The sequence below is a fragment of the Peribacillus sp. Bi96 genome, assembly GCF_918698115.1.
Classification (GTDB): domain Bacteria; phylum Bacillota; class Bacilli; order Bacillales; family DSM-1321; genus Peribacillus.
The window spans coordinates 102611-127598 of the sequence record NZ_CAKKLV010000016.1 but is presented as its reverse complement, the minus strand read 5'-3'; the positions used below and the strand labels follow the sequence as shown (position 1 = coordinate 127598).

Annotated in this window: 27 protein-coding genes, 1 pseudogene and 1 riboswitch; of the genes and pseudogenes, 21 read left to right on the top strand and 7 right to left on the bottom strand. The window is 38.2% G+C overall.

Annotated features, from left to right (window positions below):
- On the top strand, window positions 1-92 hold a 92-nt coding region (locus LQ203_RS18745), incomplete at its 5' end, for an IS3 family transposase (protein WP_230156708.1).
- A 275-nt stretch (window positions 93-367) separates the two neighbouring features.
- On the opposite strand, the gene LQ203_RS18740 is transcribed toward LQ203_RS18745, so the two are convergent.
- Window positions 368-991 (bottom strand): LysE family translocator, encoded by a 624-nt coding sequence (locus LQ203_RS18740; protein ID WP_230160184.1) that lies wholly within the window; start codon window positions 989-991, stop codon window positions 368-370.
- 153 nt (window positions 992-1144) lie between these two features.
- Here LQ203_RS18740 and LQ203_RS18735 point away from each other — a divergent pair, with 153 nt between their 5' ends.
- The 8 genes and pseudogenes from LQ203_RS18735 (at window position 1145) to sulP (ending at window position 8794) form a co-directional block, all read left to right on the top strand.
- Complete coding sequence (locus LQ203_RS18735) at window positions 1145-1690, top strand: XRE family transcriptional regulator (RefSeq protein WP_230160182.1); 546 nt, start codon at window positions 1145-1147, stop codon at window positions 1688-1690.
- 177 nt (window positions 1691-1867) lie between these two features.
- A complete protein-coding gene (locus tag LQ203_RS27555; protein ID WP_290370616.1) occupies window positions 1868-2059 on the top strand; it encodes an iron chelate uptake ABC transporter family permease subunit in 192 nt (63 codons plus the stop codon).
- A gap of 260 nt (window positions 2060-2319) precedes the next feature.
- Complete coding sequence (locus LQ203_RS18725; RefSeq protein WP_230160177.1) at window positions 2320-3201, top strand: PhzF family phenazine biosynthesis protein; 882 nt, start codon at window positions 2320-2322, stop codon at window positions 3199-3201.
- A gap of 144 nt (window positions 3202-3345) precedes the next feature.
- Window positions 3346-4047: a response regulator transcription factor gene (locus LQ203_RS18720; RefSeq protein ID WP_230160176.1), complete on the top strand. Its 702-nt coding sequence runs from the start codon at window positions 3346-3348 to the stop codon at window positions 4045-4047.
- Window positions 4044-5387, top strand: coding sequence for a HAMP domain-containing sensor histidine kinase (locus LQ203_RS18715; RefSeq protein ID WP_230160174.1), 1344 nt, complete (start codon window positions 4044-4046; stop codon window positions 5385-5387). Before LQ203_RS18720 ends, LQ203_RS18715 begins: the two co-directional genes overlap by 4 nt.
- Window positions 5388-5415: 28 nt before the next feature.
- A complete protein-coding gene (locus LQ203_RS18710) occupies window positions 5416-6150 on the top strand; it encodes a PepSY domain-containing protein (protein ID WP_230160172.1) in 735 nt (244 codons plus the stop codon).
- 272 nt (window positions 6151-6422) lie between these two features.
- Window positions 6423-7020, top strand: a pseudogene (locus tag LQ203_RS18705) (carbonic anhydrase).
- A 16-nt stretch (window positions 7021-7036) separates the two neighbouring features.
- Window positions 7037-8794 carry a sulfate permease gene (sulP, locus tag LQ203_RS18700; RefSeq protein ID WP_230160170.1) on the top strand — a complete coding sequence of 586 codons (1758 nt, stop codon included), beginning with the start codon at window positions 7037-7039 and terminating at the stop codon, window positions 8792-8794.
- Window positions 8795-9549: 755 nt separating this feature from the next.
- Here sulP and blaOXA read toward each other — a convergent pair.
- Window positions 9550-10341, bottom strand: a complete 792-nt coding sequence (gene blaOXA, locus LQ203_RS18695) for a class D beta-lactamase (RefSeq protein ID WP_230160169.1) — start codon at window positions 10339-10341, stop codon at window positions 9550-9552.
- Window positions 10342-10531: 190 nt separating this feature from the next.
- Between blaOXA and LQ203_RS18690 the strand changes: the two genes are divergently transcribed.
- Together LQ203_RS18690 and LQ203_RS18685 are read left to right on the top strand one after the other, a co-directional pair.
- Window positions 10532-11185, top strand: coding sequence for an alpha/beta hydrolase (locus LQ203_RS18690; RefSeq protein ID WP_230160167.1), 654 nt, complete (start codon window positions 10532-10534; stop codon window positions 11183-11185).
- Between the two features lie 295 nt (window positions 11186-11480).
- Window positions 11481-11684, top strand: a complete 204-nt coding sequence (locus LQ203_RS18685; protein WP_230160165.1) for a DNA-binding protein — start codon at window positions 11481-11483, stop codon at window positions 11682-11684.
- Between the two features lie 137 nt (window positions 11685-11821).
- Here the strand turns inward: LQ203_RS18685 and LQ203_RS18680 are convergent, their stop codons facing one another.
- Window positions 11822-12424 carry a spore coat protein gene (locus LQ203_RS18680; protein ID WP_230160197.1) on the bottom strand — a complete coding sequence of 201 codons (603 nt, stop codon included), beginning with the start codon at window positions 12422-12424 and terminating at the stop codon, window positions 11822-11824.
- A gap of 329 nt (window positions 12425-12753) precedes the next feature.
- On the opposite strand from LQ203_RS18680, the gene LQ203_RS18675 reads away from it, so the two are divergent.
- The 3 genes from LQ203_RS18675 (at window position 12754) to LQ203_RS18665 (ending at window position 14481) form a co-directional block, all read left to right on the top strand.
- A complete protein-coding gene (locus LQ203_RS18675) occupies window positions 12754-13143 on the top strand; it encodes a DUF1801 domain-containing protein (RefSeq protein WP_230160163.1) in 390 nt (129 codons plus the stop codon).
- 169 nt (window positions 13144-13312) lie between these two features.
- Window positions 13313-13804, top strand: a complete 492-nt coding sequence (locus LQ203_RS18670; protein WP_230160161.1) for a PTS glucose transporter subunit IIA — start codon at window positions 13313-13315, stop codon at window positions 13802-13804.
- Window positions 13805-14064: 260 nt separating this feature from the next.
- Entirely contained in the window at window positions 14065-14481 is a 417-nt protein-coding gene (locus tag LQ203_RS18665; RefSeq protein ID WP_230160159.1) for a VOC family protein, read from the top strand.
- 129 nt (window positions 14482-14610) lie between these two features.
- Here the strand turns inward: LQ203_RS18665 and LQ203_RS18660 are convergent, their stop codons facing one another.
- Entirely contained in the window at window positions 14611-14895 is a 285-nt protein-coding gene (locus LQ203_RS18660) for a hypothetical protein (protein ID WP_230160157.1), read from the bottom strand.
- 258 nt (window positions 14896-15153) lie between these two features.
- A riboswitch (ZMP/ZTP riboswitch) is annotated at window positions 15154-15232 on the top strand.
- A gap of 139 nt (window positions 15233-15371) precedes the next feature.
- Between LQ203_RS18660 and LQ203_RS18655 the strand changes: the two genes are divergently transcribed.
- The 3 genes from LQ203_RS18655 to LQ203_RS18645 all read left to right on the top strand — a co-directional run bounded on the left by LQ203_RS18655 (window position 15372) and on the right by LQ203_RS18645 (window position 17903).
- Window positions 15372-16571, top strand: a complete 1200-nt coding sequence (locus LQ203_RS18655) for a phosphoglycerate dehydrogenase (protein WP_230160156.1) — start codon at window positions 15372-15374, stop codon at window positions 16569-16571.
- Window positions 16572-16643: 72 nt separating this feature from the next.
- Window positions 16644-16841: a hypothetical protein gene (locus LQ203_RS18650; RefSeq protein ID WP_230160154.1), complete on the top strand. Its 198-nt coding sequence runs from the start codon at window positions 16644-16646 to the stop codon at window positions 16839-16841.
- Window positions 16842-17045: 204 nt separating this feature from the next.
- Window positions 17046-17903 carry a DUF4405 domain-containing protein gene (locus tag LQ203_RS18645; RefSeq protein WP_230160152.1) on the top strand — a complete coding sequence of 286 codons (858 nt, stop codon included), beginning with the start codon at window positions 17046-17048 and terminating at the stop codon, window positions 17901-17903.
- A 162-nt stretch (window positions 17904-18065) separates the two neighbouring features.
- Here the strand turns inward: LQ203_RS18645 and LQ203_RS18640 are convergent, their stop codons facing one another.
- A complete protein-coding gene (locus LQ203_RS18640; protein ID WP_230160150.1) occupies window positions 18066-18539 on the bottom strand; it encodes a hypothetical protein in 474 nt (157 codons plus the stop codon).
- Between the two features lie 403 nt (window positions 18540-18942).
- On the opposite strand from LQ203_RS18640, the gene LQ203_RS18635 reads away from it, so the two are divergent.
- From LQ203_RS18635 to LQ203_RS18620, 4 genes are all read left to right on the top strand, one after another.
- Window positions 18943-20004 carry a M4 family metallopeptidase gene (locus LQ203_RS18635; RefSeq protein ID WP_230160148.1) on the top strand — a complete coding sequence of 354 codons (1062 nt, stop codon included), beginning with the start codon at window positions 18943-18945 and terminating at the stop codon, window positions 20002-20004.
- Between the two features lie 32 nt (window positions 20005-20036).
- Window positions 20037-20354 (top strand): protealysin inhibitor emfourin, encoded by a 318-nt coding sequence (locus LQ203_RS18630; protein ID WP_230160146.1) that lies wholly within the window; start codon window positions 20037-20039, stop codon window positions 20352-20354.
- Window positions 20355-20553: 199 nt separating this feature from the next.
- Window positions 20554-21432, top strand: a complete 879-nt coding sequence (locus LQ203_RS18625) for a phosphatidylinositol-specific phospholipase C/glycerophosphodiester phosphodiesterase family protein (RefSeq protein WP_230160144.1) — start codon at window positions 20554-20556, stop codon at window positions 21430-21432.
- An 813-nt stretch (window positions 21433-22245) separates the two neighbouring features.
- A complete protein-coding gene (locus LQ203_RS18620) occupies window positions 22246-22806 on the top strand; it encodes a competence protein ComK (protein ID WP_230160142.1) in 561 nt (186 codons plus the stop codon).
- Window positions 22807-23040: 234 nt separating this feature from the next.
- On the opposite strand, the gene LQ203_RS18615 is transcribed toward LQ203_RS18620, so the two are convergent.
- Together LQ203_RS18615 and LQ203_RS18610 are read right to left on the bottom strand one after the other, a co-directional pair.
- Window positions 23041-23895, bottom strand: coding sequence for a DUF1835 domain-containing protein (locus LQ203_RS18615; RefSeq protein WP_230160125.1), 855 nt, complete (start codon window positions 23893-23895; stop codon window positions 23041-23043).
- Between the two features lie 312 nt (window positions 23896-24207).
- Complete coding sequence (locus LQ203_RS18610) at window positions 24208-24573, bottom strand: hypothetical protein (protein ID WP_230160123.1); 366 nt, start codon at window positions 24571-24573, stop codon at window positions 24208-24210.
- Window positions 24574-24988: the final 415 nt, after the last annotated feature.

The window sequence follows — 24988 nt, the reverse complement described above, 5'->3', positions numbered from 1 at the left end:
ATATCCATTACTACAATCATCAACGAATCAAGGTAAAATTAAAAGGCATGAGCCCGGTAGATTACCGGATTCATGCCCTCAAGGCTGCCTAATTAAATAAAGTGTCTAACTTTTTGGGTTCACTTCATTAAGGCAGCTCTTTTCTTATTAAACTAATGGCGTAAGCCATAGCCATATGACGCCAATTAGCAAAAGGGGGAGGTGCTGATATCTTCTTTACATACTGGGATTCTAAATCCTGATCAAGTGTCGAATGACAATAAAGTTGATTAAGGAGATTGAACAATGCTTCTTTAACTAACGGGGCCAGGGTAGTTCATCAAGATAAAAAAGCATTGGGCTATAATCCCAATGTTTTTTTATTGTCTTAATGTTGCTTATCCAAGGCTAACTTTAATCCAAACCCAATTAAGACAATACCTGTTGCTTTATCCATTATCCTCTGCACTTTCATAGACATAAGCCATACACGCAAAGAGTTAATTAAGTATACGTAAACAAAAAACCAAGCGATGGATAGCCCTGTATAAATCACACCCATCATAATAAGTTGTTGAGTTGCGTTTTCTCCTGTTTTCACAAATTGGGGTAAAAAGGTTAAGAAAAACATGGCAACCTTAGGATTTAGTACATTAGAGAAGAGTCCTTGTTTAAATGCTGACTTCTTCATTTCAGAATTATTTAGATTTTCAACATGAGTAACGTCCTTCTTTGTCCTTTTGATAAAAGAAGATAATCCGAGGTATATCAAGTAGAAAGCACCAACATATTTAACGATTTCAAAAACAACAGCAGATTGCATCAAAATCGTTGAAATCCCAAAGGCAGCAGCAAATGTATGAACTAAAGAACCAGTTGACAAACCTATAGCCAATCTATATCCATCTTTTCTTCCATCTGAAATGGTCCTTTTGGTAATTAGTGCTGTATCGATACCTGGGCTCATTACAACAAATAAAGAAAGGACTAAAAATGTAAAGAAATCATTCACTGTCTCCACTCCTTACTGACTTGTAAAAAACCATATGATAAAATGTAATTTAATAAATGTTAAATAGAGTTTAACACATAAGCTTGATTAGTTGTTTATTTATATTTAATAATATTAAATAATTTTTAATTTTATCTTTAAGGAGTTTTGTTGATGGAAAACATAGATATTGGTAAAAAAGTTGAGAAATACAGAACAGCGAAAGGTTTGAACAGTAGAGAATTAGCAAGATTAGCTGAAATAACCCCTTCAATGTTAAGTCAAATAGAACGGGGGTTGGCTAACCCTTCAATTCAAACTCTAAAGGTATTAGCTAAAGCCCTTGATGTTCCTACCTTTAGTTTTTTACTTGAAGAAACAAATACCGAAGATTTAGTTGTTAGGTCAAATGAGCGAAAGAAAATGGTTGTTGAAAACCTATCGTATGAGTTAGTGTCACCTGATTTTACTGGAACACTGGCAACTGCTATTATGAATGTTCCTCCTAACATATCATCGTCTGAGAAACTTTTGGAACACAAAGGAGAAGAAGTTGCTTATGTATTAGAGGGGAAAATTAAAGTGTTTTTAGATGATGAAGAATACATATTAGAAACTGGTGATAGTGTCAAAATACCAGGCTATATGAAGCATAAGTGGGAAAATAATTTTACTGAAAATGCTGTGATACTTTTTTCGGTGACTCCGCCAGCTTTTTAGGTTTCTTGTTGAACTGACGGGTGTTAAATCCTTTTAGGAAGGTTGCTAAGGCAGCCTTTTTCTTATGCAAACAACGAGGCAGATGTTATCCCTCATGCGGCAACATTTGTGGTACTTCAAACAGCGTGTAATTTTTGTCCCCTTATTTTCTTCCGTATCTACTTCAATCATTCCATTATGGAATCCACCTTCACTGCATATCCCGTATTGCACTTAAAGGCGTTATTCCCACTTCATGCAGCTAGGAGAATGGTTGGATTTGAACATAAAAAGGTTATTCCGGTCAGCCTTTTTCTTGGAGGAATCCTTTTAACTTCAGCTGATTTTATAGGAAGACTTGTTTTAGCCCCTAAAGAAATTCCTTCTTGACTTGTCGCTGCTCTAATAGGCACTCCATATCTCTTATATTTACTGAGAAAAATATAGGTGATGACATATAAGAAGATCCTTTCTGACATAAGGGGCGGAATAAACCTTAAAGTAAATAGGGCTTTTAACATGAGAGTTGCTCTGACAGCTCTTTTTTTTTATGGAGCTAACTGGGTAAATAGCGTCTTTATTTTTAAAATTTTACATGCAATAATTTGTACATTCGTTAAAATAACTAAAAAGTAAACGAGGGGAAGTTAATGGAGAGGGTTAATTATTCAATTGTTGATGTGTTTTCTAATGGAAAATATACAGGAAATCAACTAGCGGTTTTTAAAAACGCTGGAAATATCCCGGATAATGAAATGCAACAAATAGCCAAAGAAATTAATTTTTCCGAAACCACCTTTATCTTGTCTGATTCAAAAAATGATGGCGGCTATGATGTTCGGATTTTTACGCCTAATGAAGAGGTTCCTTTTGCTGGACATCCGACTTTAGGAACTGCATATATCATTCAAAACGAAGTATTAGAGGAACCATTGGATAACCTTATTTTAAACTTTAAAGGTGGTCAGATAAAGGTTTCATTCAATAATCAAGAAGAGCTACTATGGATGAAACAAAATGAACCAACTTTTGGCACGATTTTAGATACAGATAAAATTTCTGAAGTTTTACATATACATAAAGAAAACATAGATGATAGATTTCCGATTCAAGAAGTTTCGACGGGACTTCCAGTGCTTGTTGTCCCATTAAAATCATTGGAAGCAGTTAAAAAAGTAAAGATTAATAGAGAAAAATATTTTGAGTTAATTGAACATATGGATGCAAAAGCCATTATGGTTTTTTCTCCAGAGACCTATGATTCGAAAAATGATTTGAATGTTCGAGACTTTGCGGACTATTATGGTATCCCCGAAGATGCAGCCACTGGCAGTTCTAATGGATGTTTAGCTGCTTACTTAGTTAAATACCGGTATTTTGAAAAAGGTCAAATAGACATTCGGGTAGAACAAGGATGCGAAATCGAAAGACCATCTTTATTGTTTTTAAAAGCAGGTGATGTTAACGGGGGAATCGACGTTCATGTAGGAGGTAAAGTAGTGAAAATTGCTCAAGGTGAATGGTTTCTTTAATAACCTAACCTACTCAACTGACAGATGCTCTAGGTTGCTGAGGCAGCCTTTTTCTTATTGAATGAGCAGGCATTAATCCAAAACATTATTGAAAAGGAATGACACATAAATGGGGACAGTCCCACACAAAAGGAGGTCTTCCAAATGGATAAAGAATCAATACTAATCGTAGAAGACGAAGAAAAAATCTTAAGACTGCTTGAATTGGAACTTGAAATCGAAGGCTACCAAATCGGAAAGGCAATGGACGGAAATGAAGCCCTTGAAGCGTATCGATCAAGAAGTTGGGATTTGATCTTATTGGATGTGATGCTTCCAGGCATAAGTGGGATCGAGCTGCTTCGGAAAATTCGTATGAAAAACAATTTCACCCCTGTCATCCTGTTAACTGCAAAGGGCTCGGTTGAAGATAAAGTTTCCGGTCTTGATCTCGGCGCGAATGACTACATCACTAAACCTTTCCAAATTGAAGAATTGCTTGCCCGTATTCGTGCGGTTTTAAGAATGCGGACTGTAGCATCTTCAATGGAAGATGAAGACGATGGGTGGCTCAATACTGCAGATTTAAAGGTGAATGTCAAAACACGCGAAGTCATTAGGGGTGAAAGTGAAATTGAACTAACGCCAAAAGAGTATGATTTACTTCTTTATTTACTGAAGAATAAGCGTCAAGTGCTAAACCGGGATCAGATTCTGGAAGCGGTTTGGGGGTATGATTTCTATGGAGAAACAAACGTGGTGGATGTGTATATCCGGTATGTTCGCAAAAAGCTCGACTATGGCTTTGATACGCCGCTTATTCATACTGTAAGAGGCGTTGGCTACGTCATGAAGGAAGCAAAATGAGACTGCGGAAGAAAATAAATTTATATACAGCGGTGTTATTCATTTTCCTGCTTCTTTTGATGAATGTTTCCATTTATTTTGTTTTCAGTAATCTGATAATGGTGAATGAACTTAATCGTGCGAAAGCGGAGACAGAGAAAATTGCCTTTGATGTTAGTAAAAATGTCAATAATATATCGCCAAATGATTTACTTCGAGCTTATCTGCCTATTGATGGCATGATTGGTATAGTAAAAGAGGGTCAACCAAAAGGAACAGTTGTTACATCCAATTCTGAAAAACTATTAAGCAATCGAAATAGTGGCTTTTACCCCGGTGAGAAGAGCGAAATCATCACTTATCATCAGAATAAGTATGTATTCGTTTCAAACCCGATTGTTTGGGTGGATGGAAGTGTAGTTAATCTTCAAATCACCAAAAGCATTACCGCAACAGAAGAAATGCTCGCTGTTCTGCGCATCGTGTTAATCGCTGTAACGGTCATTGCGATGATACCTGTTCTGATATCAAGCACTATTCTTAGTAACTTCATCGCCCGTCCGATTCGATCGATGATTGATACGATGAAGGAGATCCAAACAAGCGGTCAATTTAAGCGACTTAGCCTTGAGGAAAAATCAAAAGATGAACTTGTGGAAATGGGAAAAACCTTTAATCACATGATCGATTTGCTACAAGCTAACTTCGAAAAACAGGAGCAATTCGTATCAAATGCTTCACATGAATTAAAAACACCGCTAACTGTCATTGAAAGCTATGCAAGTCTTTTGAAGAGAAAAGGGTTGGAGCGTCCTGATTTGTTTGATGAATCAATAGAGGCCATTCATTCTGAAGCCATTAGAATGAGAGAGATGACAGAGCAAATGCTCCTGCTTGCAAAGCATCAGGAAAAATGGAATATAGAGAAGGAAAACATTAATCTGAACGATATCATTGCAGAGTTAGCGAAAGTGTATAAAAATGCGTACAATCGATCAATGGAGATTTATAGTAACGATGCAATTGAAGCAGTAACGGACGTTCAAAAGTTAAAACAGCTTTTGTTTATTTTTTTAGACAATGCAAGAAAGTATAGTGACGAGCATATCTCAGTCTACATAGGACAAACAAGTAATGAAGCTTATATACGCATCGAGGACAGAGGGGATGGCATCCCAAAGGCTGAATTGCCAAAAGTGTTCGATCGCTTTTATCGTGTAGATAAAGCAAGAAGCCGAAAGCAAGGTGGATCGGGATTGGGGCTTTCCATGGCAAAGGAAATTGCTGATGCAATTGATGTTCGGATTGAAATGGATAGTCTTGAAGGCAGGGGAACGATCGTTACTCTATTATTTGATTAAGCCAGAATGACGTTGGATGGGGGATACGATGAAGATTAGAAAAGTGCTGATAACAGCTGGATTGACTCTCGTTTTTGGTCTGCTTTTATTCGTCGGGTTTCAATGGTGCGCTCCATCATTATCCGCGGAAATCTTGACGAAAGAAGAAGTGAACCAGACAGCAAAGGATAAATATCCTGGAACCATTATAAAGACAACGAAAACTGAAGGTGAAGAATATCAGATTGAAATGCAGCTTGAAACCGGGGTATATCAAATTAGGATGGATGCGAAAAGCGGTGAAGTTCGTTCTATAAAAAAAGAAGCCATAGTTCATGCAGCTGAAGAAACGACGGAAAAAACACCCCAAAAGCAACTGACCCAAAAAGAAATAAAGGCACGTATTTCAAAACAGGGTGATCTGGAACAAATTGACTTCGTGCAGGAGAAAAACAACTCCTATTATAAAGTAGTTGTAAATAAGAATAACGAAAAAATCACATTAATACTCGACCCATATACAGGAACTATTATTGACTCAACTATGGTGGCAGATAGTATCATTACAGAAAAAGAAGCAATTGAGATTGCGGAAAAACATGTAAGAGGAACAGGTGACGATACAGAATTTTATCAACCCTCAGATCAGACACCCTATTATTTGGTCGAGGTTGAATTAGAGGACGATCGAGACGCAGTCGTCCAAGTGGATGGTTACACAAAAGAAGTAAAAACAATCACATGGGAAGATGATGAAGAGGATGAAGAGGATGGACCTGAATAAATCAAGACGTAAATGGAACAAAGCATAAAAAAGGGTGATGCATAGTTTAATATGCATCACCCTTTTTTGCTTCGTTGAGTAAGAAAAATGCAAAAAAAAAGAGAAGAAACTGTAATAATTCTCACTAATTTCTAATCCATCTATCATTTAACTCTAATTTAATATCTTTAACATGGAATAAAGCACCAAATGATAAAGCAGAGCCAAATAAGTGTTGGAAGGCATCTGGATTATTGTACATAGAACATTTACACGTGAAAGGAGAATAAGTAATGTCAATTATTTCTAGCATTCTGGATTACAACAAGACGTTTGTCGATCAAAACAAATTTAAAGAGTTTCAAACGACAAAGTATCCAGATAAAAAGATCGTCATCATAACATGCATGGATACCCGTCTGTTGGAATTGCTTCCAAAGGCGATGGGGTTAAGAAATGGAGATGCGAAAATCATTAAAAATGCTGGAGCTTTAGTTTCTCATCCTTTTGGCAGCATTATGCGCAGTATCCTTGTCGCTATTTATGAGCTAAAAGTGGAGGAAGTGTGTGTGATCGGACATCACGGATGCGGTATGGTGGGGCTTCAATCATCTTCACTTCTAGATGCCGCAAAGCAGAAGAAAGAAAGTCAGTCAGGAGCAAATTGATGTCCTTACAAACTCTGGTATTGATTTATCAAAGTGGCTGTCGGGCTTTCAATGCGTTGAGGAGAGTGTAACAAATAGTGTCCGTTTGATCGAGAATCACCCATTATTACCGGAATCCATTGCCGTTCACGGTATGGTCATCCATCCCGAGACGGGTAAATTGGATCGAATCATAGATGGATATAGCAAAATTGTCAGCAAAAACGAAATACATATTCAATAAAAGAAGGAGCGATAAAATGATGGGTTCTAGCAGGCTTGAAGGATATAACTTAGGCCATTTTCAGAAAGACCTGGTTGCCGGGGTGGTAGTTGGGATTGTAGCGATTCCTTTAGCGATGGCCTTTGCCATTGCTTCTGGAGTAAGACCGGAATACGGACTGTACACATCAATTATTGCCGGAATTATGGTCTCCCTTTTTGGAGGCTCCAAATATCAAATTGCAGGCCCGACTGGAGCCTTTGTCCCGGTCCTGTTCGGGGTGGTCATGCAGTACGGATATGAAAAACTGTTAATCGCCGGTTTCTTGGCAGGTATCATGATTTTCCTTTTAGGTGTCTTCAAACTGGGAAGATTCATCAAGTTTATACCCCGTCCAGTTACCATCGGCTTTACTGCTGGAATTGCTGTGATAATCTTCTCTGGGCAGATTGCCAATTTCTTTGGACTCAGTAACTTAAAAAAAGAAGAAGCCTTTCTTTTAAATATGAAAGAAATCTTATTGAACTTCAATACAGTGAATGTTTATAGTGTACTGGTAGCTATCATAAGTTTAACTCTCGTCATATTAACTCCAAAATATTTACCGAAAATCCCCGGGGCATTGCTAGGATTGATTGTATCAACTCTGGTAGCCAGCTTATTCTTTCCTGGTCAGGTAGCGACAATTGGATCGGCTTATGGCGCCATTCCTAATGCATTGCCCCATTTTCAGTTTCCCCAGATCACTGGCGGCCTAGTAATTGAACTCCTGCCGGCTGCTTTGGTCATTGCCATGCTTGGAGGAATTGAATCACTATTGTCCGCAGTAGTGGCAGACGGAATGACCAACAGTAAACATAACAGCAATAAAGAGCTGATGGGGCAAGGATTGACCAATATGATTACGCCTTTATTTGGAGGCATTCCGGCTACAGGTGCCATCGCCCGTACCGCAACGAATATTAAAAACGGTGCAGTTTCCCCTATATCAGGTGTGATTCATGGGCTGGTGGTTTTGCTGGTGTTAGTCAGTTTGGCTCCTTATGCTTCGGCGATTCCACTGGCCAGTATGGCCCCCATTCTTATGTTTGTCGCATGGAACATGAGCGAACGCAAAGAATTTTCGCATATCTTAAAAGCAAAAACCATGGATTCGGTCGTTTTAATCGTTACCTTCGTGTTAACCGTATTGATTGACCTGACAACAGGTGTCGGAATCGGATTACTATTAGCCATTCTATCGTTCGTTAAACTGATGAGCGGTACATTGAAATTATCAAAGGTATTACCAGATCCGGCCGATAAACTAGTTAAACCAGAAATGGTGCAACAAGGTTCAAGCTGTCCGCAAATTAACATATATACGATAGAAGGACCTTTATTCTTTGGTACAATTGAAAGGCTGCAAGAAGAAATCGAGGAAATAATGCGTTCTAAACCAAAAGTCCTTCTATTAAGAATGAGAAATGTGCCATTTATTGACACTTCTGGTGAAGCACTTCTAACCGACATCGTGAAGCAATTCAAGTTCCACAATCTACAAGTGTTGATTTCCGGGATTCAACCCGAACCTAAAGAAATGTTTTTAAAAACTGGATTTATTGAACTGGTAGGTAAGGAACAATTCTTTACCAGTACGGGTGATGCCATTAATAAAGCTTTATCCAAGCTGGATGAGAACCGTTGTAAAGGGTGTAAACAGTTTTCATTTGCTGAATGTGCCGCACTCTCCCGGCAAGTTCCAAAGTCTAAGGCAATAAAGCAGAAAAGAAAACGGGAGATAGGATTAACATGATCCCTGTCAAGAAGATAAGGCATCTGCTTTTGGCAGATGCCTTTCTTTTCAACCTCTTTTATTTAATTCAAGGGGGATAACTTGATTTATGATAGCCTAAATAAAACGATTCCTACTTTAACAAGATGATTTGCTAAATGTACGAAAAAAAGAAAGAAGCAAAAAAGCGTTGATTATTTTAGGCTCGATGAAAAACCTAAGAAATTAACTAAAATCATCCAAAATGAAATCATTAACATATTAGCATGGTTTGCTCAGGGATTAATCCTGACAGAAGTTAATTTAATTGTATGCCACTAAAAGCATGATTCCAAATGTCCTCATCCCAAATTCGGTTAGGAACCTCTAAAACACAAACGTTTTCTAGGTTCCATTCTAATTCAGAAATACTTGTTGCATCATCCGAGGGAATTAATATTAGTACATTAAATTCTTTTTCTATTAACATGTCCTGCATGGCTTGGTCATCATATGTTGACCATCTAACAATTAATTACAATATTACTCTAAATACTAAATTAGATGAGAATTTTCTCTTTTTTGATTGGACAATCCAAATAAAGGCTCCAGAGCAAGCAATAGCGAGGCTATCTACCTTTCAATGCACGTAGAGTATAAAACCACCTTTTTCATGAGATATGTGGAAACTGATGATAGCAAAAAGCGATGGTGCATACATACTGTGACATGATTTTAGATTTGTAGGTTCATATAAAAAAAACGCATGCCCAAGTATGAAGAGCATGCGTGAACTATTATTCTTTTATGATATCCAACTCTTTCAGGGCATCAAGCGTAATCGTCTTGGCTTTGCTCCCGCTGCCGTCCATGTTCGTTGCGAAGGCCCATTTCCCTTTGTTCGTTTCGATGTAACCCACATACCAGCCCAACCCCATATCGGAAAGGCGTGTACCGGTTTTTCCATGGAGGACATATGAGTCAGCTTCTTCGTTGATCATGATTCTCTTAACCGTTCTCATATGCTGCTTATCGATAGGCAGTTTTTCCTCTACAAGGTTTTCGATGAATTGGACTTGTTCCTGTGCAGATATTTTTATAGAGCTATCCAGCCAGAACTGATCGATCCCACCGGAGATATTACGATTGCCGTAATCGAGCAGATTCACATAGTGCTGCATGTTTTCCACCCTAATATCGCGGGCCATTGCTTGATAATACCAGATCACTGAATACCTCATGCCTGAAGCCAGTGTATGATCTCTATTCCAATCTTCAAATTCCCTGATTACGCCATCCCAGCGCTTCACTTCATATTCATCGCTCACCGCTTTTGTCTGTAAGCCGATTAATGCATTCGCCACTTTAAATGTCGATTCTGGAGTAAAACGTACTTTACTTCTATTTTTGTTATAGACATAGACTTTATCATTTTTTAAGTTTTGGATGATCATCGTGCCATCCACACCATCGAAGGATTCCCCAATTTGCAATTCTTTCACATTATGACCGTTTGCACTTGCATGAATCTTGCTCATGGAACCAGTGACTAGCAGGACAAGAATGAAACATAGCACTTTGATTTTCATTACACACTCTCCTTTAAGGCTGGATTTAAAAAACGCCAAATTCAACTCTGTGTTTTTCCAAAAAATAGGACAATAACTAAAGTATACATTTTTCCGGCGAGGAACGATACATCTAAATACTATCAATCAAGGAGGAATGCAGCGGGCAGCCAATGAATATATAGAGTAAACGCTAGATTGGGGAGCGATCATGCAGGTTAACCGAAGGAAAATAATTAATAGCAATGAAAAAGAAGTTGCATACACACATATTGAAAACGGGAGTCCTGCCATTTGTTTTATGTTTTCCGGTGCAGGTTACACATATGAGAAACCGTTATTTTATTATTCGACAATGCTCATGCTTCAAAATCAGTTTGATGTCGTGCATGTTCATTATTCTTACGAGCAGGATATATTCAAGCATCCATTGGTGGATATCACTAAAGTTATGGTTAATGATTGTACTCCGATCATTACGGAAGTATTTCAAAAAAACGAATATCAAGAAACTTTGTTTTTAGGCAAATCACTTGGTACGATACCCATGGTAAATGGATTTATGAAAAGTGAAAGGTACTACCAATCGAAAATGATTTTGCTTACGCCACTATTAAAGTTCGATTCCATTTTAGAAGGGATATTGAGAAGCGATCATTCAACACATATCGTTATAGGAGAAAAAGATCCTCATTATATTCCTGGTAAAATTCAAATGATTGAAATGAAGAAGACGATAAGTCTGGATAAAGTCCGTGATGCCAATCATTCTTTGGACATTGCCCCATTTAATGCTTCAAGCTCGATTGAGGTTCTGGCAAGTGTCATGAAAGGGATGGAAGCGTTTACAAGGACCAAATACTGATCAAACGGTAAGAAAAATAAACCACTACACAAAGAAATGATATTGCCATTAATAAGTAAAAATTTTGGACGTAATTAAATAAAGCCCATATTCTTAAAAGGGGTGTACGCCATTAAGTTCCACAACTAAAAGAACCACTTTGCACGACAAGTACAATGGTGAAAATTGAAACTGCCTAAAAAAATATCTGTATTTAAACATGATACTAAAGCAATAAAAGGGAACAATTTTAGAGAGAAATCTGTAAAGAAAGTATGCTGTGTGTAGGATATTGTTTTTATAAGGAGAATGAATCATGATAAATATCGAGAGCGATCTGCCGACGGAATTAGCGAAACCTGCACGGCGGGCCCTGGTGGGGGCGGGGTATGTGCATTTGGATCAGTTCACCCAGCTAAGTGAAGCAGAAATCCTGCAGCTGCACGGGATGGGGCCAAAAGCAATGGAGCAGCTTAGGCGTGCACTTGCCGCGAAAGGGCTGACCTTCGGCGATAAATGAATTAGTTGTACAATCATGGTTGACTCATTCGAGGCTGGGGTTCAATAGCACCAATTAGAGTTGAATTTCCCTGATGAAAGCCGAGTTATCCTTGATTTACGAAGGAAAACTCGGCTTTTTAATTAGAGCTGAGACTTTTAATTTATTATATTTTTTGTGGATGGGGCAAAACTTTTAATCATTTGTGTCATATCCTGTGGAGCCAGCTGGGGTACTTGGTAATAGCGGTGCTTGTTTTGATACAAGAAGATTTCATAGGCCATTTCAATAAAATTAGGGACACTGTCAGCAACGACCCGTCTAAGCACTGGGTTTGTCATTTCAGCAGCAGTCATGGCCAGCAGTGATCCGGTTGACTTGATTAAACCTAACATATGTCCTGAAACGCCATGTTCATTCATGTCATTTACAGATTGATTTGGTTTTTTAGGCTGAGAGGGTGACAACCCATATATAACATCATTTTTCTGGTTCATTTCGTAGGGCTGGGAAACGTGCGATGGCTTTTTTCCTTGACTGAAGGCTTCTACGGCAATGTTATATACATCCGTAATGAATGTATACTGATGGTTAAGAATCGCTTTTAACTCTTGGTCTTTAATGTGCTGGTCAAAGAGTTGATACTGATCTAAAACATTAATAAATCCTGCAAGGACCTCGTGAGTATCAAATATTTCGTGACCACCATGGTTCACATTTGGCATCATATTTTCTGATTGTTGGGTGTTGGACATATTCATTTCATTTTGCAAAATCATTACCTCCAAATTTTTTTAGCATACTTCTTTAAGATGGTCAGTGATGCTTAAAAGTATGTAAGGTTTAATAAAAAAGAGGTAGTGCACTAGCATGCTTTGATGCTTCTGACAAATGGCTGATCTTTCTCAGTATGGGCGATGATTTCGCCTGCTTTAAACGTTCCTTATGATGGGTTTAATAGCAGGAACAGATATATTTCATGGAGCATTTCTGTTTAATAGAAGTGTTTTTAAGGGTAACGTAGCAGGATAGTGCAGAAGGCAATGTTATAATATGGGTTAAGTATTCTGGATATATGAAAGGAGAAATCATGGAGGGAACCAATACGTTTAAAACGATTGATGAATACATTCTACGATTTCCCGAAGAGGTTCAGGAGATACTAAGGACGTTAAGGAAAGTCATAAAAGATGCAGTGCCGGAAGCGGAAGAAAAGATAAGTTATCAAATGCCTACGTTTGCTTTACATGGAAACCTCGTGCATTTTGCTGCCTATAAAAACCATATAGGATTTTATCCAACTCCTAGAGGAATCTCTGCTTTTCAACATGCTTTATCTGAATATAAAAGTTCAAAAGGGGCCGTTCAGTTTCCACTAAATAAGCCTATTCCTTATGAATTAATAAGCGAGATCGTTACATTTAGAGTGGATGAAAACATAAAAAAGAAAGCAGAAGCCAAATTGAAAAAGAAAAAATGATTTCATTCAATTCTTTCGATAATCATTTTGTAATGAATAATAGAAACAGTTTTTCATTCTATGGGACAGGAAGAATTGTAATCAGATACAATTAGTGTGGAATGATTAGTACATATAGGGCTTGAAATCATCTTAATAAAATCGACTGAAACAGGAAGGTTGGGATAGTATGTTCAAAAAATTATTCGGTAAAAAAGAAAATGTGGAACAACTGCTTGCTCCTATAAATGGACAAGTAATGAATATGGAGGATGTTCCGGATCCAGTGTTTTCTGGGAAGATGATGGGGGACGGAATAGCGATTCTTCCTGAGGAGGGTTTGGTTGTCTCTCCTCTTGATGCAGAAGTGGTCCAGGTTTTTCATACTAAACATGCCTTAGGCCTCCGTACAAAAAGTGGCATCGAATTGTTAATACATATTGGCTTAGAAACAGTTAACCTGAAAGGCGAGGGATTCGAAGTCCATGTCGCAGAAGGGCAAAGTGTAAAAGCAGGAGACAAACTCGTTACATTTGATATCGAATTTCTAAAATCTAACGCTCCCAGCATTGTAACTCCGATTGTCATCACGAATGGCGAGCTCGTTGAAAAGCTAGAAAAAACAACTATCACCCAAGCACATATAAACGAAACGGAGATTATGAAAGTTTATTTGAAGTAAAAGTGCCCAATTAGACGTTTAGTGCCTTCAAAAAAATTAGAAACTTCTAAAAATGAATAAAGTAAAACCTGCAAAATATGCAGGCAAGCACTTGGCGAGAAACGACTAAGATCCGGTGTTGTTCCTGAATCTTTTATATTTAATGCCATAAAAGGAAGCGGTGCTGCGGTCTCTCCTTTTTTGATGCAAGCAGGATATTCATAAAATGCATCGAATAGTAGGTGAATGAAGGTAAAATAAATCAAGCGAGGGTGAATTTTATGGGAGTTCAAGCAGAAAAGATTTTTGTTAACTTGCCTGTTAAAGATTTGGATGCCTCAATAGAGTTCTTCACGAAGGTTGGCTTTGAGTTTAATGAGCAAATGACCAATGAAAATGCAACGTGCGTGGTTATCAGTGAGACGATATATATCATGTTACTGGTTGAAGATTATTTTAAATCGTTTACCAAAAAGGAAATCCCAGATACAGCAACGAGTACGGAAGCGATTGTGGCCCTATCGGTTAATAGTAAGGAAGAAGTGGATGAAATCGTGAATAAAGCATTCGATGCTGGCGGAAAGCCTTTTAATGAAGCCATTGATCATGGCTTCATGTACGGTTGGAGTTTTAAGGATATCGACGGACATTCCTGGGAAGTATTTTACATGGATGAAAGCGGGTTTAATCAAGAGTAAAGCTAATTCAAAGGCACAATCCTTCACTAAGGACTGTGTCTTTATTTTTGATATCAATGACGTAAAGTCAGCATGATGCCAAAGGAAACAACCTGAGCTCCTATAAAATAATAGGAGTTTTTTTATTTACTAATTGTACTGAATTAATCCATGCAGCTCAATTAGACCTGGTGGTGAAGGATATTGGAATATGAAGCACCAAATTAACGAGTTACGCACGAATTCACGAGTAAAAGCGTGAAACTCACGAGTAAATGAGCCAAACTCACGAGTAAAAGGACGAAACTCACGAGTAAAAGGACGAAATTCACGAGTAAAAGCGCGAAATACACGAGTATATGCACGAAACGCACTAGAAACGATCGAATTCAGAAGTAAAAGCGCCCAATTCACGAGTAGAAGCGTGAAACTCACGAGTAAAAGTCGTGTAGTTTAGAAAATTACTAATAATTAATAGGTGCAGACTCTAGGGGCCCCGAACAAACAAGGGAAGATTCACAGGAGTATAATCATGATGTTGAACAATGGATTCTATTTATCTCTTATCATTGTATTCTTTAATGATTTTCTATTAGTCCAGCTCTGCCTTATTGAAAGAAATTAAAAAATGAGATAAACCTTTAAATTGATATTGAAGATTGCTGAATAATTTGATAAAATAAAATAAATGAAAAGACTATGTGCAACTGGCGAAACACGGATAACCGTGAGGGAACACATAGTGTCGTAGCCGTTCGCCTGGGCAGAGGTAAGGGATTTTATCCCTTGCCTCTTTCTGTATATTTACAGAAGATAGTGAAGTTTTAAAGGAATGCAGATTTTCATAGGTTTAAAATCTTGTTAATATTTTGAAATCTAAAAACTATCATGATCTAAGAGGAGCAAACAAAATGAGCACATTAACGTTAGAAAAAGTGAAAACGATCAAGGCCTTAAATAATATTGCTGAAAGCGGGCTAAATGTATTCAACAAAGGCGATTTTACCGTCGACAATGACAGTGAAAACCCTGATGCGATCGTTCTTCGCAGCTTTAATATGCATTCAATGGAATTCGGCACTGATTTAAAAGCAATCGCAAGGGCAGGGGCGGGAGTTAATAATATTCCGGTCGACAAATGCACCGAGCAAGGGATTGTTGTTTTCAATACACCTGGTGCTAACGCAAACGCTGTAAAAGAAATGGTACTGACGTCATTAATGGCTTCATCTCGTAACCTTTTTGCAGGTGTGGCCTGGACAAAGACGCTGGAAGGCGAAGGAGAACAAATTCCAAAACTTGTTGAAGCAGGAAAGAAACAATTCGTTGGTAAAGAAATCAAGGGGAAAACTCTTGGCGTAATCGGTTTAGGTGCGATTGGTGCACTTGTAGCGAATGATGCCCTGGATTTGGATATGGACGTCATTGGGTTTGACCCGTTCATCTCTGTTGATACAGCTTGGAACTTGTCTCGCAATGTACAACGCGCCATGACGATTGAACAATTGTTTGCAGAATCTGATTATATTACAGTACACGTGCCATTAACAGACGACACAAGAGGAATGTTTAACGAAGAAACATTCAGCATCATGAAGCCAGGCGTTCATATTTTGAATTTCTCACGCGGCGAGCTAGTGAATGAAAATGATATGGAAGCTGCACTTGAAAGCGGAAAAGTAGGAAAGTTCATTACAGACTTCCCGAATGAAAATGTGTTGAAAATGAAAAATGTCGTTCCAATTCCGCATCTTGGTGCCTCTACGCTAGAATCAGAGGAAAACTGTGCCATCATGGCAGCTCGTCAGTTGAAGAACTTTTTAGAAACAGGGAACATCAAGAACTCTGTGAATTTCCCAAACACTTCCCTTCCTTATACAGGAAACCGTCGTGTGGCAACGTTCCACGAAAACGTTCCGAACATGGTTGGACAAATCACACTGGCTGTATCCGGCTTTAACTTGAACATCGCTGACATGGTTAACAGAAGCCGTGGGGGATATGCGTATACGATCATCGACATTGACGGAGAAGTAAATGGCGATATCATCCCTGGTTTGGAAGAAAAAATCAAACAAATCGCAGGCATCGTCACAACTCGCATTATTTAATTTCCTTTCTTGCTCAAATGTTCATTATTAGAACAAGCCTCAATTCCTTTAAGGAGTTGAGGCTTTTTAATTTTGTTAAACTTTTTGAACAAAATGGCATTCATTCCTGCATCCCTTGGAACGAACGCCATTTTGTTAAACTTTTTGAACAAAATGGCATTCATTCCTGCATCCCTTGGAACGAACGCCATTTTGTTAAACTTTTTGAACAAAATGGCATTCATTCCTGCATCCCTTGGAACGAACGCACTTGCCAATTCAGGAACCTGATTAAAGAATCGCGCCGTTTGTTAGTAGTTACTGTCTTCCAAGATAAAAATCCTCCCATTAATTCTTCAACTTAAAAATCGTTTCTCCTTGGCTTTAGGCACTCCTTAATAAAAAGTTAAGCAATTCTCTTCATAATAAGTTTCACCACGGGTAGCCGCCTAACACATAAGAAAGCTTGGAGAAACAAATAGGAGGACAAAAAATATGAAAAAGATGATGTATGTTAAGCTTGGCTTAGATATTTTAATGGCCGTTACGTTCGTATTATTTTTTAATAAACAAGTATTAGGGGGATTAACGTTTCACGAAATTGCCGGGTTAGCTATTGCTGTATTATTTTTCACCCATGTGTTGCTCAATTGGCAATGGGTAAAAAAAGTCACTATTAAATTATTTGACTGCAAGCTGCCTCTTGCAACAAAATTTGGTTACTTTTTAAACGTAATGTTGTTAATGACAATGACCTTTATTATGATCAGTGGTATTTTTATTTCAAGAGTTGTATTCCCGAATATCAACGTTGGAAATGAACAATGGTTTAAAATTTCTCATATATCGATTTCGTTTTTAGCACTTATTTTAGTTGCAGCTCATGTTGGATTACATTGGAAATGGGTAATAAATGTTTTTAAAAATATAATTAACTTCAAAACTCCAAAACCAAGCTTAGGGTTTTTAGCAAGAGTGGCAACAGTTGCCTTATTAGTGTTTGGGGGCTATCAAATGTACTCAACACATTTAATCAGGCAGGTGCAAGGAGTTGCGAGCGTGTTTAATCTTTCTTCTTCACAAATGCCAGAAGGCGGCTTTAAAGGGGGAGAAAGACGAAATCTTCCCGAAGGCGGCTTGGAAGAGGGCGATGGCCCATTTGAAAAAGCAAACCTTTCAGAAGGTGGATTCAGAGGGGAAAAGGGTCACTTCGAGAGTTTGAACGCTTTAGGCGTTATCGTTACATATTTTGGCATCATGTCTGTATTTATCATTATCATTTATTATATTGAAAAATTGATAATGAGCCATACACGGAAAAATAAAAAACAAACGGTAGTGAAGGCGATTTAACGAGTGTGTAAAAGTAATTTAGACTTCGTATGAGCATTCTACATAGCATAGAACAAAATCAGTGACAAGACTAAAAGAAGTCCCAAGTGAAGGTAAACTACTTGGGACTTCTTTTAGTTAATAGAAGACGCTCTGCTCTACAGCTTACGCAAGTGAACACCCTCAAAAATTTTGATTCGGCAGTTGATGAAGAATATTCGAGGTTAAAAAAGCTCCAACAGGAGGCAATTGATCGGTATAGGTATTACCACTAATAGGATATTCATTCAGACTTATATCAGTCGTGGCAATCCACGTTCCATACTCGCCTGCTTGTAGAGAGGGAGGTTTCATAAGTATACGTCCCTGCAGAATAAAATGCCGAATTCTAATTTGGGGATCATCAATGATGGTTAAGTTGCCAGAGAATGAGGCAAAAGGTGAATCAAATGTGATTTGTTTGGTGTTTTCATTCCAAAATCCATTAATCGGAATAGGTGAACCACGAAAATTAACCGTACCAATTACACGGCTATTTGTAATAGATTGAATGACAAGTGTGCCAAAAATAATCGATCTGCCAGCTATAGAAGCATGGATGCCCCATAATGATGGGAATGGAAAACTAACTGAACTAGTACCTTGTGCAGTTACCAATGCTATGCCCTCCCTTAAAGAATAGGTTCTGAGGAAAAAAGGATGAGATATGTTTTAGCTCCCTTGTTTTAATGAATATTTCAGTATATGCAGCACGAGCAGAATAAACCCATAAACAAAGATGAAGTTTACATGACATAGCCAAATTCTCATCCCTATTATTTGTGTACCAACCAAAAAAGGGGTAAGCGGGATGGGCCGGAATGGAATGAAGGGAAATGAGGCAAGTGCGGCGAAAGTAATCTATAGAACGGAAAGATAGATGGAGAGCAGCGATTAAAATGTTGCGGAACAGATATTGCCATGAATTACATTGAAGACTGGAAGCCGTTAAGAGAAGCTGCACCCTTGAATAACGAAGCACACTAATGGTTTTAAAAAAAATCATGAAGGAGTGGCAAATATGCACAAAAAAGATTGTTCAAAAAAGATGTGCCAGTGTTTCATTGTCCCTAACTATATCTTAGAGAATTTGGCACAAAATGAAATAGAAGCAGCACGGATCAGTTTAGCGAAAAGCAGTCAAATGCGCAGGCGCAGAATCTTAAAGGAATTTGATATTGACGGTGTTGTCGCTTTAACTGATGCAGGACCAGGACGCCATGGTGAATCTGCCCGCCATGTTTATGATTGCAAGGGAAAAACCAAACTCCGCCAGAATGAGGTTAGAAAAGAAGGAGATCGATCAAGTGCGGATCCTGTGGTTAACACTGCATACGATTATAGTGGGGTTGTGCGTGACTATTTCAAGGATGTTCTGCACCGTAATTCCATTGATAACCAAGGCCTTGATCTCATCCTGAACGTCCATTATGGCGATAAATTCACAAATGCCTATTGGGACGGAGATGAAATGGTATTTGGTGACGGCGATGGGGTTATTTTCAGCAATTTTGCCAATTCACTCGATGTCATTGGGCACGAGCTTACGCATGGTGTAACGCAGTTCACAAGCGGATTGGAATATGACGGTCAGTCTGGGGCATTGAATGAGCATCTTTCAGATGCGTTTGGAATCGCCATCAAACAATTTCATTTAAAGCAAACAGCAGGAGATGCCGATTGGCTAATCGGTGCTGATATAATGGGACCAACACTAAAAGGACAAGCTCTCCGTTCTATGAAAGCACCTGGTACGGCATTTGACAATAAATTGATGGGTAAAGATATACAGCCTGATCATATGAGAAACTACTATAAAGGTGATCGAGATAATCATGGTGTCCATATCAATAGCGGTATACCAAACAAGGCGTTTTATCTTGTATCGATGGAGATCGGAACCGACAAAGCAGCGTTGATCTGGTTCAATGCGATGCAGAATTTATTTGCCACGGCAAATTTCAACCAATTCGTCCAAATTGTCAGCAAGTCAGCACAAAAACTCGTCGATAGTGGAGAAGTTCCTGAAACCGCTATAAAAACAATTGAAAATGCGTTTAAAGCGGTGGGATTGCCTGAGTAGTTATCTTTTATGAATAGGAGGCTTCATCTAACATGCATATCCAATTTAGCTGCATAGGGGGAATGGCCAACCTCGATTTGAATGTTGTGATAAACACAGACGAATTACCGAAGGAAAAGTATGAGGAATTAAAAAATTTGGTGAAGTCAGCTAATCTTTCTCATGCTGAACTAAGTAAAATGGCTGGAGTTAAAGCGCAGGGAGCGGACTCTTTTTCATACAAGCTGGATATAGCAGATGAAAAGAAGAAACAGTCCTTCTCATTTACCGATACGACAGCTCCACAGGAAGTACGTCCCTTATTGGATTATTTACGTAACTTGGCCATTGAAATAAAAATGGCGGAATAACAATAAAATCCTCTGAAGTGAATGATATAGATCGGCGTAGATTAACATCAAAAAACAAGCGTAACTGAGCATTTCAGTTACGCTTGTTTTTTGATGTAAACACTTTTTTCTGATTCCGTTAAGGTTCTGTAAATACCCTTGTTTTATTAAAAGAAAAAGCTACGATAGAGGTGAAATGATAAAGAGGAGGAAAATGAAAATGAATAAATGGTGGCTAACGATGTCTTTAGCTGTTGCTGTTGCTATGCCCTTTTCATCAACAAATGCTTCCGCTGAACAGGTTAAGAAGGAACCGAAAGTGATAGTGCCGCTTGCAAAAGCGCACGCACACAATGACTATGAGCATGCACGTCCCCTCTATGATGCACTGGATCATGGGTTCACAAGTGTAGAAGCGGACGTCTGGCTAAAAGACGGTGAATTACTGGTAGCCCATGATGAAATCAATGTTAAACCAGAGCGGACACTTAAGTCCCTTTATTTAGATCCATTAAAAGAAAAAGTGAAGCAAAACAAAGGCTCTGTTTACAAAAGTCGTCACCAGGATTTCTTACTTTGGATCGATATTAAATCCGAGGACAAAGCTACATATGAAGAAATCGATAAACAACTGGCAGAATACAAGAAAATGATTACAAAATTCTCAAAGTCAAAGGTAAACCAAGGTGCTGTTACCGTCATTATTTCAGGAAACCGTCCGCGTGAGCTAATGGAAAACCAGAAGGTGCGTTATGCCACATTCGATGGACGAATGAGTGAATTGGATTCTGATGCATTTAATGAATTCATGCCTGTAATCAGCGACAACTGGACAAATCATTTTACATGGAATGGTGAAGGGAAGATGCCTCAAGCTGAACAAGAAAAGCTGGATCACATTGTCAAAACGGCGCATGCAAACGGTCAAATGGTTCGATTCTGGGCAACTCCAGACGAAGCATTACCAAACCGTGAAGCTGTATGGGATGAGATGCTAAAAGCAGGAGTAGATCTTGTAAACACAGATGACCTTCCAGCCTTACAGCAATACCTGCTTAAAAATGATCCACACCCTATGAAACAACATATTAAGTGGTAGACTATCATACTCTTTATCAATAAACCAGATGATCCGCAGCGGATTATCTGGTTATTTTTGATGCCACCTAAGCCATATTTCTTAGACATATATCCGGAAGACCGAAAAAAGATAATAGAAGGCAATAAAAAAGTCTATCAAAATGTAGGCTTTTTTGTGTTCACCGAAATTTCTTTTCTACCCACTTTTCAAATTGGTTTTGCTTATTATTTCTAAAAATAGACACAAATTAACAACCATATGTGGAAACTGACTAACAGTTTTCATAGGAAATCGATCACTATCGCTTTCTGATGGCGGTTCTTAAAGAGTAGGTCAATTAAGCTAGTCATTTAGTTAAAAAGGGAGAGGTTTTACAAAAAAAGAGAAAAATAGGATAATAGTCGCATAGGTGAAGTGGAATGCATATTAAGACAAGAAAGTTACAACTTCAGGGAAGAGTATTACCCACTTCATGAGAAAATATTCATCTCGTAAGCCCATTTCTAAAACGACCTATCAACACCACAAACATCATGAAATCCCCTCCGGAAAGCAATCAACCCACTTAAAAAACAGCTGTTCCTGGAAACAAGATGATGCCTTGTTTTCACACATCTTCGACTGACAAAGGGAGTCGAAGATTATTTCAGGTAACCAATGACAAAAACAATAGGCTAGTAAGATGGCTTTGCACTTATAGGAGGTGAGGAAAATGTGAACGAAAAATAGAAGAATCCATAGGGAGAAGGTCACCTAAGAGCTGGAAGCAGGCGTATACCTGTCTGTATGTTCAGTCCTTTTAATTAAATAGTAAATGGGGGAGTGAATAGAATGATCATACGAAAAAACTATTTAATGAATATGGAAACCGTGGCAATGATGGAGCGTTACGATTCAAATGGTGTGGAGATGGCGATGGTGGTGGAAGGAGAGAACACGTTCCTTGTTGCACAGCCTCGCCAGGAAATCCTAAATCATACGCTAAATTATTTTGGACTGGATCTTGATGGCGGGCTTGCAGGAGCCAAATCGGTGCTTGGCGGAAAATACAGGCTCCCAGTCTGCATAAACGCCCAGCTTGGAATGGTCTGGTTCTCATCAAGCTCATTCCGAAAAAGCGGAGGGGTCTGGTTTTCCTACATCCACATCAGTGACCTCGAGGAAATGAACGAAAAAGAAACCTTGGTCCACACAAACTATGGACATTGCTTTCCTGTGTCCTTAAGCAAAAAACAGCTCGCCTTCAAAAGGGACCAAGCATCCTATCTGCACACCACCTTCCATGAACGCTCTTCAGGCAAAAAAACCTTTTATTACGAACCGGGAAGCGGAATTACCTTTTGCAAAGAACCTGGAGAGGTTCATTACAGGGTAAAAGGACGGGGAGATTAATATCAGGGAGAGGAAGACCGCCGAAATGGTGGTCTTTTTCACAACTGTAGCTCGAAGTTTGATCAAGTTAATACAAGAGACCTTGATAAATGAATAAATAGAAAGGGTCTGTTTTAGATAAATAAAACAGGCCCTCATAATATTTAATTGGATTATTCATTTATAAAAAAGATGGTTGTGTTCTTTAATCAACGAACGCACCCGTTAGTCGAATAACCATTCATTTTAAAAGCATTACGACCGAAGTTTTATGCTATAGAATCTCATTGTTGTAGGGACACCCTCTATGTCAAAAGTACCGTTATTTATTAGATGCCTAACTCGGTATTGAATAAATTCGTCCCCTAAATATTGTTCTAGATGACCAATTACTTCACCTACTAATCTTGTACTTTTCATAAAATCTCTATTCTTTTGTTGGTTGTGTAGCTTTCGTGCCTTGTTGATTATGAATAGGTCATAAAAATCTTCATCAACGCCATGCACTTCACCGTTATCCCAAATACGCAATACATCTTGTGCATCAGCTATAAGCTCCCATTCTTGATAGAATTTTCTTCTATCCTCGATAGAAATAGGGTTGTTCGTTTTATTTTTTTCGTAGATTGACTTCAGTTTTTCCGGAGGAATTTCACCGGTAGAAAGAGGGGAGTATACTCTATTTGAAACCTTGAATTGTTCATGATAGGCTTTAGTCGTATTAATTAAAATGATGTTATTTCGCTTATTATTCAATAAATACAAAACATATCTAACTCCTGTTTGTTCATGGGAACTATCTCCTGCCCAAAGAAAGATGGTGGTTTCTTCTGGAACATGACAAATTATATCCTTAGTTTTAATAAAATCTTTCCCATAGTCCTTTTCATAGTAATCCTCTTCTGATAAAAACCGTGTTCTGAACCAATCTATCCTTTGTTTCACACCAACTTCACCATGTAATTTCCAAATAGGTCCTACTGAAAAGATGTCCGAAAAACATAGCACCTTTTCTTCATTTTCTATACCTAGTTCTCTTAGACTTATTTTCAACGATCCAGAAGTTGATTGTCCAAAAACAATGTGTAAAACTTCACTCTTATTGATCACAGCACTTGCACCAACTTTTTTATAAAAGTTTAACTCATAAACGGTAAATATACTAATGTAACCTGCTCCGTTTGTTTCACAAGAAAAGGAGCTACGATTAGCTCCAATAAGGAAGGAAAGCCCCGTTAGTTAAGAATCTTTCAAGACTTTCCTTTTGAAAAAGCTTTATTCCTATACTGGATTGTATGGGAGAGCGGGGAAAAAATATGAGAAATTAATAAAGAGCTAAAGCCTATACAGGTCTTTAGCTTTTTTTGGATTTTATCTTCCATCAACTACCTCTTTAGTTCAATAAGAAAAACCGAAATTAGATCATATTGGTTCATCTTTTTTATCTTTCAAACCGTCCAAATGTGTATTTTCTCGATTTATTAGTGCATCGCCAAGATTGATTCTGCTCATTAGTCTCTCATGGTCCGAAGGAAAACGTTCTCTACCGTTTGCTACTCCCTCTATTGATGGTATATTACCACCACGCCTAGGACGTTCTTCTCGTCCAAACCCGGGGTTAAAACCACCATCAATCATTACAGGTCTGTCAATTGTACCGTTGTCATCATTATTATTAGTAGTAGGATCCCTACGTGTATCAAGGTTCCCGGCATTATTAAATGGATCATTGTTATTATCTTGTGGCATATATTTCACTCCTTCGCCCATATTATCTGCTGATGGCATTAATCTATTCGCACCTCGCACTAATCCCTTATCAATATAGGAACGAATCCTGCCTTGACAGCTCTATTGATTCGCTATCTGTAATCAATACGCCCCCTTTTCGTATCAAAATTATGAGCCCCGTTTGTATTCTTTTTTGCATGAAGTCCAACTTTTCTTCGTATTTCATAAGAACTCATTTGTTCAAAAAGAAAACCGAAATTAATTCATATCGGTCCTCTTTTTTTAAAACAGTACAACGTTGGTCCTCTTGATTTGTCAGCAAGTACGATGGGTCACAAAGTTTTTTAAAAAAGAACCTGCTAAAAAATATTATTGACTTACATTTTAATTTGTCTTACAATTTCAATGTGAATATTCGGAAGATTCAATTAAACGGGAGGAGAGCTTTTTTAAGAGCCGATTCACTTCAACA